At 31.8% G+C, this 11548-nt stretch carries 15 protein-coding genes; 4 read left to right on the top strand and 11 right to left on the bottom strand.

What is annotated here, in order from left to right:
• Nucleotides 1-32 precede the first annotated feature (32 nt).
• The 6 genes from COI44_RS21500 to COI44_RS21475 form a co-directional block, all read right to left on the bottom strand.
• On the bottom strand, nucleotides 33-956 hold the full coding sequence (locus tag COI44_RS21500; protein WP_098429723.1) for a superoxide dismutase: 924 nt from the start codon (nucleotides 954-956) through the stop codon (nucleotides 33-35).
• 150 nt (nucleotides 957-1106) lie between these two features.
• Nucleotides 1107-2093 (bottom strand): aromatic acid exporter family protein, encoded by a 987-nt coding sequence (locus tag COI44_RS21495; RefSeq protein ID WP_098429722.1) that lies wholly within the window; start codon nucleotides 2091-2093, stop codon nucleotides 1107-1109.
• Between the two features lie 167 nt (nucleotides 2094-2260).
• Entirely contained in the window at nucleotides 2261-2755 is a 495-nt protein-coding gene (locus COI44_RS21490; RefSeq protein WP_098429721.1) for a DUF3907 family protein, read from the bottom strand.
• Between the two features lie 18 nt (nucleotides 2756-2773).
• Nucleotides 2774-3169, bottom strand: coding sequence for a hypothetical protein (locus tag COI44_RS21485; protein ID WP_098429720.1), 396 nt, complete (start codon nucleotides 3167-3169; stop codon nucleotides 2774-2776).
• Nucleotides 3170-3241: 72 nt separating this feature from the next.
• Nucleotides 3242-3823: an SMC-Scp complex subunit ScpB gene (gene scpB, locus COI44_RS21480; RefSeq protein WP_098429719.1), complete on the bottom strand. Its 582-nt coding sequence runs from the start codon at nucleotides 3821-3823 to the stop codon at nucleotides 3242-3244.
• Nucleotides 3823-4593: a segregation/condensation protein A gene (locus COI44_RS21475; protein ID WP_098429718.1), complete on the bottom strand. Its 771-nt coding sequence runs from the start codon at nucleotides 4591-4593 to the stop codon at nucleotides 3823-3825. The genes scpB and COI44_RS21475 overlap by 1 nt, the downstream gene beginning before the upstream one ends.
• 208 nt (nucleotides 4594-4801) lie before the next feature.
• Between COI44_RS21475 and COI44_RS21470 the strand changes: the two genes are divergently transcribed.
• Nucleotides 4802-4918, top strand: a complete 117-nt coding sequence (locus COI44_RS21470) for a YjcZ family sporulation protein (protein ID WP_084006686.1) — start codon at nucleotides 4802-4804, stop codon at nucleotides 4916-4918.
• Nucleotides 4919-5028: 110 nt separating this feature from the next.
• Entirely contained in the window at nucleotides 5029-5532 is a 504-nt protein-coding gene (locus tag COI44_RS21465; protein WP_179887216.1) for a DUF309 domain-containing protein, read from the top strand.
• 304 nt (nucleotides 5533-5836) lie between these two features.
• On the opposite strand, the gene COI44_RS21460 is transcribed toward COI44_RS21465, so the two are convergent.
• Nucleotides 5837-6196: a GNAT family N-acetyltransferase gene (locus COI44_RS21460; RefSeq protein ID WP_025672354.1), complete on the bottom strand. Its 360-nt coding sequence runs from the start codon at nucleotides 6194-6196 to the stop codon at nucleotides 5837-5839.
• Nucleotides 6197-6525: 329 nt separating this feature from the next.
• Between COI44_RS21460 and COI44_RS21455 the strand changes: the two genes are divergently transcribed.
• Nucleotides 6526-7152, top strand: a complete 627-nt coding sequence (locus COI44_RS21455; RefSeq protein ID WP_098429716.1) for a cupin domain-containing protein — start codon at nucleotides 6526-6528, stop codon at nucleotides 7150-7152.
• 418 nt (nucleotides 7153-7570) lie between these two features.
• On the opposite strand, the gene COI44_RS21450 is transcribed toward COI44_RS21455, so the two are convergent.
• Nucleotides 7571-8008 carry a peptidylprolyl isomerase gene (locus COI44_RS21450; protein WP_056466860.1) on the bottom strand — a complete coding sequence of 146 codons (438 nt, stop codon included), beginning with the start codon at nucleotides 8006-8008 and terminating at the stop codon, nucleotides 7571-7573.
• Nucleotides 8009-8230: 222 nt separating this feature from the next.
• Here COI44_RS21450 and COI44_RS21445 point away from each other — a divergent pair, with 222 nt between their 5' ends.
• Complete coding sequence (locus tag COI44_RS21445; RefSeq protein WP_286164043.1) at nucleotides 8231-9064, top strand: DUF1002 domain-containing protein; 834 nt, start codon at nucleotides 8231-8233, stop codon at nucleotides 9062-9064.
• A 101-nt stretch (nucleotides 9065-9165) separates the two neighbouring features.
• Here COI44_RS21445 and COI44_RS21440 read toward each other — a convergent pair whose 3' ends face one another.
• Genes COI44_RS21440 through spoVAE form a run of 3 tightly spaced genes read right to left on the bottom strand, consistent with a single transcriptional unit; the run spans nucleotide 9166 to nucleotide 11540 of the window.
• Nucleotides 9166-10626: a spore germination protein gene (locus tag COI44_RS21440; protein WP_098429715.1), complete on the bottom strand. Its 1461-nt coding sequence runs from the start codon at nucleotides 10624-10626 to the stop codon at nucleotides 9166-9168.
• Nucleotides 10623-11186 (bottom strand): stage V sporulation protein SpoVABEA, encoded by a 564-nt coding sequence (gene spoVAEA / locus COI44_RS21435; protein ID WP_049819788.1) that lies wholly within the window; start codon nucleotides 11184-11186, stop codon nucleotides 10623-10625. Before spoVAEA ends, COI44_RS21440 begins: the two co-directional genes overlap by 4 nt.
• Before the next feature lie 3 nt (nucleotides 11187-11189).
• Nucleotides 11190-11540 (bottom strand): stage V sporulation protein AE, encoded by a 351-nt coding sequence (gene spoVAE, locus COI44_RS21430; protein WP_098429714.1) that lies wholly within the window; start codon nucleotides 11538-11540, stop codon nucleotides 11190-11192.
• Between the last annotated feature and the right edge of the window lie 8 nt (nucleotides 11541-11548).

The following is an 11548-nucleotide window of genomic DNA, read 5'->3' as shown; positions in this document are numbered from 1 at the left end:
GAGCAATTCCAGCACCTACTATTTTTCTCCAATTAATAAAAGGGTTGCCATTTTAATTGACTAGCATAATCATATCGATAATTTACATCCGGCCAATTAACTATGTTCCAAAAATTTGTAATGTATGCGTCTTTATCAAATTTATACTGTAAATAATAAGCGTGCTCCCAAACATCCAAAACTAGCAATGGAATTGTATCCCATTGAGTAAAGAATTGATGTTTTTCTGTTTGAAGGATCTCCAATCGATTCGCTCTTGGAACCCAAGCTAAAATCGCCCAACCGACACCTTCCACTTTTTTAGCAGCTTGTGTAAAATGTTCTTTAAAGTCTTCATAACTTCCGAAGTCATCTTCAATTTGTTTTAAAAGAACTCCATGAGGTTGCCCTCCACCTGATTTACTTAAATTATTCCAAAATATAGTATGCAAATAATGACCCGACCCATGAAATGCAAGTTCTCTTTCCCAATGCTTTAATAAATCGTATTCCTTATTTTTTCTTGCCTTTTCTAATTCAAGCTCAGCTTTATTTAAACCATCTACATAACTTTTATGGTGCTTATCATGATGCAGCATCATGATCTCTTTTGATATATATGGCTCGAGTGCATTATATGGATATGGTAAAGGTGGAAGCTCATGTTTACCAATCCCTACTCTCTCTTCGACTTCTATTACCCGATACGCATAGCTATCATCATATTCCTCTTCATTTAAAATTGAAATTAATCGTTCTTGAATGTCGTCCACATCCATACTAATTTCATCTAAAAAGGAATTTTGATCTACATAATGACCTTTTGTCCCCATTCTGTTTAACAAGAGTTTTACTTTATATTCTAATAGTTCTTTTTCTTGAATATGGTCAAATCTTTCAGACAGCAACTGTAATACATTCGCACACCAGATTTCTACCTCCTGAAAGTAAGTGACGAGTTCAGATTGATTTAACATCATACACCTCCATCAGAGAAAATAAATTTCTCTTCTACTTTCCATTGTATGATATTAAATTTATAGCTATTACCGGTATTCACGTGTTTCACGCGATAAATGAAATTCGTATAAATAAGATATTAATTCCACATGTTCTTCTAAAAATGATTAGTTTTGCTTCTCTAAGACAGTCTGATTTTCTGAGTAAAACTCCATTTTTAATGAAATCACTTTTTCCAATTCATAAACAATCATCATTAAACTAGCTCTAGTCTCAAACTCATCCCTTGATTCAGGTAATGGCATCTTTCTAAAGTCATTCATCATATGACTGAATTCCCCTAATAATTCAATCCCCGTAGAGTTTTCTTTTAAGTAAACACCTGTGTCCTCAAAAAATTCAGCGATAATTTTTGAATGCGGATAATTTAACGCAACCTTTTTTAATAAAGGAATGATTTGGTTCGATATGATTTCAAATTGACGTTCTCTCATTTCAAAATAATTAATATAATATAAGTTTGATTTTATAAAACTATTTTCAACTTGCCTATAAGCTAATGTTTTCGCCGTTTGTAAAAGTATTTTTGTTTCATAAATTAAATCATTTTGTGAATCTTCATCCTTACCCTTCATTTTTAATGCAATACCTAGCAGTAACATTTTAAAATTTTGCTCGATTTTCTTTTGAGATTCAATCATCTTCTTCTCAATACTCGGCATATATGTATTCATTATTAAAGCAATTAAGATCCCAACTGCTAAAATTTCAACTTGATTAACTAAGAAAGATATTGATTTATTGTTACTCACATAGATTTGCAAAACGATCACTGAGCTTGGAATGATTCCCTCCTGTAATCTTAATGTGACTAACAAGGGTATAGTTAAAAGAAAATAAATGACAACTGTTAATGGCGTATAGCTTAAAAATTCAAACATCATCCATCCAATTAACATTGCAATGACTGATGCAACAAATCTTTGAATTGCAACAATAAATGATCTGCGTTTTGTATTTTGAATACTTAATAATGTAACGACAGCTGCAGTACTGTAATTTTGTAAATGTAGAGCTTCTGCAATTAATAGGGATATGCCACTTCCGATTGCTGTTTTGATTGTCCTTTGTCCAATTGAATACATTTGTTTCATTTTTAATCCTCTTCTCTTACAAAGAAATTTCTATAGTATTGTAACGTATCTTAGATAAATATTACTAGATATATCCAATTTTTTTGATTTTTTTACAAAAAGAAAAGACTAGAAAATTTCTAGTCTTTGTCTCTTAACATTACTATTTACATTTAGCTATTTTCTAATTACTGTTTATATTGTTGCATAAGTTTTGTTGAATAATCTGTTTCATAATACTCAAGTTCTTCTCGCATTTGTTGAAAAACTTTTTCTAATGACGAAAATAGGTCTTGGACTGTACCTGGCACAGCTTTATAGAATGTAATTGCTTGATTACCAGTGTATGCTGCACGACTATTTTCATACCATGCATCGTTTTTAGGAGAGAAGAATTCTGCGATACATCTGTGGTAAATTTTATGTAAAGTATCTTCAGCAGTTGCTTTATGGAACTGTCCATTTAAAATTTTCTCACAAACTTCTTTAGCATCCTCACAATATACTGTAATTCTACGTAATGAAGAAAGTATTTTTTCTAAGTAGTTAGGATCCACTGCTTGGTTTTCATGTTGAAATGACGGTAAAGAATTCTTATTTAAAAACAAATTACACTCTAGACCAACAATCCCTAATTGATTACCAACAATTTTTAATTGATGCTCTACCATCTTATTCGACATTTTTTTCCCTCCGTTAAATTAGATCGATATTTCAATTTTATTTGAATTTTGTTTAATACTTCTCACATATCCTACCAACTTATCAAAATCAGCACCTTGTAGCTCTTTAACAAATTGATCTAATTCATTAATATATATTCGCTTTCTTCCACGATAATCAGGATTTTTAATAATTAGCGCAAGTGCCACTATATCACGGAAATCTACTGATTGATCACCATTTTCATATAATCTAGTTGTTTTTAAATCACTTTCTTCAGAAAGTTGTTCTTCAAAAAAGCGAACATATAAGACAGAAGTAACAATTTTTTGACCATTATATTCATATTCAACTTCAGAACGATTAAAAAAATCTTCCGAAGTATTTGGTTGAGCCTTTACTAATTCATACCCATGACAATTATAAATTAACAATTCTTTCACCCTCCAAGATTTCCATAGTATTAGTTTAACATAGGATACATAAAGATTTGCAGAATTTTTTAACTAATCTTGTTTTTCAAATTTGCTAAAAAATAAATCTGCTTCTTCTTCAACCTCTTCCATTTTTAAATCTTGTGGTAGTGGAGGTAATTCTTTAATATTTTTTAGACCAAAATAATCTAAAAACTCAGAAGTGGTTCCATATAAAATTGCACGTCCAGTACCTTCAGCACGTCCAACTTCTTTAATTAAATATTTCGAGACAAGAGTTTGAATTGGTTTTTCAGTCTTAACTCCACGAATATCTTCAATTTCTGTCCTCGTGATAGGTTGTTGATATGCAACAATCGCTAAAGTTTCTAATGCTGCTTGTGACAACGAAGAGTTCGATGGACTTTCAACTAATTTTTTAAAAAACTCACCATGTTCCCTCTTTGAAGTTAGTTTATATCTGTTAGCTAATATTCTAAGTTGTAATCCTCTGTTAGGATTTTCATATTCTTTTTTTAGACTCTCAATTAATTCTAGAACATCTGTCTGACTTAATTCTAAAGTCTCGGATAGCTCGACAATCGATATTCCTTCATCGCCAGCTACAAATAAAAGTCCTTCAAGAACTCCTACTAAATTTTTTTCCAGTTCCATTACAAGTACACCTCAGCTTGCTTATCTTCAAAAACCTCTCGTGATGTTAGAAATATTTCTGAAAAGTTTTGTTCCTGTTCTACTACAATGTCTTTTGTTTTCATTAACTCCAAAATCGCTAAAAAAGTAACTACAATACTTTCTTTATCATTATATGGAAATAAACTGATGAAATTTGTTCTCTTTTTTAAACTTTTTAAGTAAGTAATAATTTCATTCATTCTTTTTTCGATCGATATTTCTTCACGAACAATTTTAGTTTGAAGCGGTTCTTGTAGCTTTTTACGTTTAAATAGCTTTTGAAGTGCACCAAACATATCGTAAATCGTAACATCAGTCGGCATGACAATATCTTCTGGTCTTGGTCCATATTCGGACAAATCAACCGGATTTCGGGTAAAAATCATCGCACGTTCGGATTCTTTTTCCTGAAATACGATTGCCGCTTCTTTAAATTGCTTATATATAATTAATCGATTCATTAGTTCTTCTCTAGGGTCTTCTTCAAGTACAGCATCCCAATCAGCTTGTTCTTCATGATTAGGTAAAATACTTTTACTTTTCATCGCAAGTAATTCAGCTGCCATCACTAAATATTCACTTGCAATATCCAATTCTAATTCTTTCATTGTATGAATATATGAAACATATTGATCTGTTATTTCAGATACAGGTATATCATAAATATCAATTTCAAAACGTTGAATTAAATGAAGTAATAAATCTAATGGCCCTTCAAATGCATCAATTTTAACTTCATATTGTTTCACAAACTACTCACCAACTTACTTTAAAATAAAAATATACTCTATAACAGTATAAAGTATTATTTCATAAAACTATATAACAGAAAAGGTTTTTTCATCGATGAAGTTACTTTGTTCCTAAATTTTTAGTTTTACGCCTATACCAATTTCTAAAATTTTTCATAAGATATCAGTGCAAGAAGAATTATTTTTTTGGTAAGGAGGTTATTTCATGAGTAAAGGTGCTGTTTCTCCAGAGTTCGGCGGTTTCGGCCACGGCAGAGGCTTTGCTTTAATCGTAGTATTATTTATTTTATTAATCATCGTAGGATGTGCTTTCGTCTGTTAATTTAACCCCGTGAATAAACAAAACGTGAAAGTCTAGACATTAGTTTAGGCTTTCTTCTTTTTAAATAATTCCATTTCTGATAAAATTTTAGTAATAAAGAGGTGAAAAACTTGGTCCATTACAATAAAAACGAACGATACATAAAATATTTATGTCATTTCCATTTTGATCAAGATTTTTTTGAATGTCATGAAATTCTTGAGGAACAATGGAAACTTGAATTAAATCATCAATATAAAAAGGTCTGGTTAGGTTTAATAAGATTATCAGTAGTGTTATATCATTATAGAAGAAGAAACTTTACTGGTGCAAAAAAATTATTTCGACACGTTATTATCTTTTCAAATGATTCTAATTTATTGGAAATGGCTGGAATTGATCAATTACGCTTTCAACAAATCATATCAGATTTACAGCTAAACCTTCAAAACGAAACGGAATTTCACCCTTTCAATCTCCCGATAAATGACCAAGAATTGATTGAAAGATATCAAAATCAAGAAGAAAAATACTCGACTTTTACCGAAGATTTAATTAATAAACATTCTACAAGAGATCGAACAGATGTCATTTCGGAAAGATTAAAGCAATTAGAATTACGAAGAAAAATATAGAGTTATAGGAAAAGGTGCTCAAATAAATGGGCATCTTTTTTACTGTTTCGAAATGGAAGTTGAATCATACCTAGTCATGACTGGTTTATGAGTAAGCAAAATAGTAATTTCTTGGTTCGTACTTTCCCATGAATGGTTTATGAGTAATCTAAATAGCATTTTCTTGGTTCGTACTTACTCATAACTGGTTCATGAGTATGTAAAAAAAGCATGAAGTTTAAAAATTCTTACTCATGAATGGTTCATAGAAGCATTTTTATTACAACGCAAAAAAAAGGTGCTCAAAAAAAATGAGCACCTTTTTCTATAATACTTTCAAACTAACATGGCAATGTTCAATAAATGAAGCTACTTCTTGCGTTGTTACGATTGTATAGTCTGTATACTGAGATCTAATAGCATCGTAAAGTGAAGTTGCAATACCTTGATTTCGGAATGAAGGGTTTACACTTAAATGTTTAATCATAATAACCTTATCTGGTAGTAGTTGTATTCCAATAATCCCAACAATATCGTCTAATTTCCAAAGGAACAAATGATTATCATCTTTAGTTTCATAATCTTTAATCGTATTTACTAAGCTCTTCACATTCTTTTCATTCGGCATAAACGAAAGCAGGCCCATTGCAATTTTCTCATATGTTTTCTTATACCTAATTAACATGTTAACCCCTCTTAAAAATTATTAAAACTCTAATTAGCTTCTAAACCAATACATATTATATGATTGATTATCCCTCTATATTACGGTAAATATAAAAATTCGTTCCAAATATATCAATATTTCAAATATATAATTCTCACATTTTTCTGTCAAGTCAGAAAACCAGAGAGAAGGAAAAACGGGATATATGGTATAGGTGGAATTTAGAATGATTTAGTGTTCTAGCCATGTATACTTCTTGCCATTCCAACCTTATAGGCTTTTGTCACCAATTAGCTAAATTTGAATAAAGTAAATTTTAGTTAGAAATCTATAAAAGGGTGATCATTATGAGGTTGGATTTAGATTATACATCGCCAAATATTCAATATACTTATGATATAAATAAAAACCATGCCTTTGTGAAGGATAATCAAAACTTTATCAATCAATTAAGTGTTAATGATTTGAATACTTTGGATAATTTGTCTTTATTAGATATATATTTAAGTGTAAATAATGTTGTAGAGCCACATTATCATCAAAATTCATCAGAATTAGTATATTGTATTTCTGGCGCCGCAGTTGTATCGATTTTGAATCCTTATACAAAGCAACTATTAAATTTCCCAATTACCCCTGGTCAAGTTGCAAACGTACCACAAGGTTGGTGGCATTATGAAATCGCAACTGTTGACAATACTCATTTATTAGCCATATTTAATGCACCTTCCCCTGATGTAATTTTATTCTCTGATTTAATGAAATTTACACCTTCAAATATCGTCTCACATACTTACTGCCTTGATGAAAACCAATGGAAAAATGCAACAGCAAATTTACAACCTTCTATATTTATAGGACCACCAAAAAACTGTAATCGACAAGTTCAAAATCAGCATGAATTTGCAAATCAGCAGAACCAAAATTATTATCAAAATTCATATTACAACCAGCATTATTATCAACAGCGTTGAAGATCAAGGTGAGACCAGTTAGTGCAATTAAATTCAAGTGAACTGCAATTAAATCGGAGTATGTGCAATAAAAAAAGCCAAATCTGCAATTAAATTTTGGAAATCTGCAATTTAAAAAATCATATCTGCAATTAAAAATAAGAAAACTGCAAATAAGCCGATGAATCATGTTGAATTAGATGATAGGAATCAAGAATAGTGAAGAAATAACATGAAAATTAGAATGTGAAACACTAAAAACTAAACATTTTTCAAAAAATACAAAAATTAATCTCCTAATTTAATGTTCAATAAGTCGTCCGAACTACTATGAAATATTCCACCGTTTAACCAATCATGAACATGTTAAAAAACCACAAGGAAAAATTTTCCCCTTGTGGTTTTCTTCATTTGAAGTCTTTTTAGAATATTGGTTTGACTATTCTTCGTCCCAAACCTTAACTTCTTGCATAACATCGCCATTACGCATTCTTAAAACTGTATCCATGCCTTCGATTACTTGACCGAAAACTGTATGTACGCCATCTAAATGTGGTTGTGGCTCGTGAACGATAAAGAATTGGCTACCACCAGTATCTTTTCCAGCATGTGCCATTGATAAAGATCCAGCTTTGTGTTTTAATGGGTTACCAACAGTTTCACATTTAATTTTGTATCCTGGGCCACCTGTTCCATTACCGTTTGGATCTCCACCTTGAGATACAAATCCAGGAATTACACGGTGGAAAGTTAATCCATTGTAGAAACCTTCACGGATTAATTTTTCAAAGTTTTCAACTGTACCTGGTGCATGCTCTGGGAATAATTCGATTAAAATTTGTTCACCATTTTCAAATGTTATACTTGCTTTTTTCATAATAAAAATCCTCCTTATGTATGTACAATTTCATAAGACTTAAATGTCCTATATTTTTCATTACTGAATAAACTAGTAACGCTTATATAATCATACAAAAAACAAAAAGTAATGACAAGTTTTCTAAAAGTACTATAATAGTGTTGTAAGATGTAAAATTTGGATTATTGTAAAGGGAGTGTCTCTTTGTTAAAACGAAAGTTATTAGCGTTCACCATTTCAATGGGATTATTAGCTATGCCTTTATCGGTATTTGCTGATTCTGTTCCTGGTGATACGATTGTTACTCTTGGACAAAATTTGTCTGAAACGCAAAAGAAATCATTATTAGCTGAAATGGGTGCACCATCCGATGCTAGAATTGTGACTGTTTCGAATCAAGAGGAGCATAAATATTTAGATGGTACTGTACCTAGTGCTCAAATCGGTACTCGAGCTCTTTCATCTGCTATGATTACAATCGGTGAAAAAAATACAGGTATTGTCGTTCAATCAAATAACATTTCATGGGTTACTAACTCAATGTATACAAATGCTTTAATCACAGCTGGATTAAAAGATGCAAATATTGTCATTACTGCACCATTTGAAGTCTCTGGTACAGCTGCTTTAACTGGGATTATGAAGGCTTATGAGCTAAGTTCAGGTGAAGTTATACCTGATGATGTTAAAAAAGTAGCAAATGAAGAAATGGTTAAAACTGCCAAACTTGGTGATTCAGTAGGTAATGAAAAAGCTGTACAACTTGTCACTAAAGTGAAAGAAGAGCTTGCTAAAAATCCAAACATGTCAACCGATGAATTAAAATTATTAATTGATCGAATAGCAAAGGATCTTGGTATCACATTAACTGCGGATCAAAAGGCTAGTTTGATGTCTTTATTTGAAAAAATGAAAGATTTAAATATTAATTGGGATCAAGTAGGGAACCAATTAACAAAAGCTAAAAATAAAATTTCAGATTATCTAAATTCTAAAGAAGGTCAGTCTTTTATTCAAAAACTTAAAGATTTCTTCTCTGCATTATTTGATGCGATTCTTTCATTCTTTAAATAATAATGAAACAAACCCGGTTACTTAAAAAAGTAACCGGGTTTATTGTGTTAAAAGCGTGCTGCACTGCAAATAAAGGCTCAGACTGAGCAAATATAAGCAAATTAAATGGTAGCATCACCGATTGTTTTTCCACCTTTTTGATGTTGATTTTCACTAGCTTTAGTACGGATAACTAAATGCCAGAAGGCTCTGCCATCAAATGGGATAAATGGCCAAAAATAAGGTGTATTTAAAGTGTTGAGGCTTGCTAAAAACAGTATAAATAGTGTTGAACCAATCATAAAGCCTTTAACACCTAATATTGCAGTTAAAATTAATATAAAGAATTTGGCCAATTTATTTGCAAGTGCTAGCTCATAACTAGGCGTCGCATATGATCCAATCATCGACACGGCTGTATATAGTACTACTTCCGGTTGGAAAAGGCCTACATCAATTGCGACTTGCCCAATCAATACTGCTGCAATAATCCCCATTGAAGTGGAAACTGCATTTGGTGTATGTATACTTGCCATTCTCAGGAATTCAATCCCCATATCGGCAATAATTAATTGTAAATAAATTGGAATATTACTTGTTTCTTTTGGACCAATATAACTTAATGATTTTGGTAATACCTCTGGATAATTACATAATAGTAACCAAAATGGTAATAAAAAGATTGACATAAAAATTCCTATATAACGACACCATCGAAGGAATGTTCCGACTGTAGGAGTTTGTCTGAATTCTTCAGCATGTTGCATATGGTGGTAATACGTTGCAGGCGTAATGATTACACTCGGAGATGTATCCACGATAATACATACATGTCCTTCGAGAATGTGGTTTGCAACAACATCAGGTCTTTCCGAATATCTAACTAAAGGAAAAGGATTATATCCTTGTTTTAAAATAAATTCCTCTAATTTCTTATCTGTCATTGTAAGACCATCAACGTGGATACCTGTAATGCGATCCCGAACTTCTTTAACAAGTTCCGCGTGCGCTAAGCCTTCTATATAGGATAAACAAATATCTGTCTTAGAGCTTTCACCAACCTGAAGAATTTCATTTCTTAAATTTTCATCGCGAATACGTCTTCTAATAAGGCCAGTATTATTAATAATGTTTTCAGTAAAACCATCTCGTGATCCACGTACTACTCGCTCGGTATCTGGTTCAGTTGGACCACGTCCAGGATAACTCCTAACATCGACTGCAAGTCCTTTATCTTCTCCATCAACTAATACTACGATTAAACCAGATAATACCTTCTTAATAACATCTTCAAATGTTAAAACGATTTCTACTGATTGATGGACAATCGTATCCTCAATATTTTTAAACATTGATTTATTTTTCTCGACTTTTTCTAACCCAATTAAGTCATCTAAGAATCTTTGAATAAAGCTTGTATCCGTTAATCCGTTAACATAATATAGATTAACTTCAACTTTATTTACAAAAATCACACGTTTTCCGACATCAAAACTTACTCCATAACCGATCCGATCACTTATTGTATGAGCATTTGTAACTAGTTTATTTGTAAGTTTTGTCGGCTCTTTTTTCGTAGTCATTGGAGTTCACTCCTCTCGAGGATATATTCAATTGCTTTTCTTGTAATGGGTGAACCGATTTCTATATCATCTCTTCCACCCATTTTTCCAATATCGCCGATTCCTAAAATGAAGGGAATATTTAGTTGATCTAAATTATAAACGGTGTCTCCATTTATTCTTCCGATTTCAATATCAGGTACTCCATACTTATCGACACCATATTCCGTTAAATTTCCTTCGTTATCAATACTTACATCTACTTTTGTCCATTCTTGATGATGAGTATTTGATGCTACTGCTAGTGCAGCAATAACTTCAATATGTTTATCACTTGCAACATATTTTAAAGCTTTTTCTCCAGGACCTTCTCCCATAAAGCCACTGTCATCAAACAATACAAATACTGGTTCCTTTTGTGCTTGCATTATGATTTCAACCATTCTCTTTCCAGAGAACTTAGTGGGATTACCTTTCGATTGTGATATTGTGCATCCGCCAAATTGTTTTGCCAAATACTCAATACTCCGATGTGCATAAACATCTCCGTCGGTTACGATAATGATCCTTTTCTTTTTCATAAGTTAACCTTTTGGCTTAAAAATAAGTGCAATTATAAATGAGAATAAAATTGCTGCTGAAATTCCAGATGAAGTTAGGGAAAAAATCCCCATTCCAATACCAATAAATCCGTGATCACTTGCTTCTGCCATCGCTCCATGTAATAAAGAATGGCCAAAACTAGTAATTGGAACGGTTGCACCTGCACCAGCAAATTTTATTAGCTTATCGTAAATACCAAACCCATCTAAAATTGATCCAATTACTACAAATATGCACATCACATGCCCTGGTGTTAATTTTGTGAAATCAAAAAGTAACTGGCCAACTACACAAATTAGACCTCCTACTATAAAAGCATTAACAAAATCCATCTGAACAC

The sequence above is a fragment of the Bacillus sp. AFS088145 genome (assembly GCF_002564465.1).
In the GTDB taxonomy this organism is placed as follows: domain Bacteria; phylum Bacillota; class Bacilli; order Bacillales; family Bacillaceae_G; genus Gottfriedia.
This window is presented reverse-complemented; position numbering and strand designations above follow the sequence as displayed.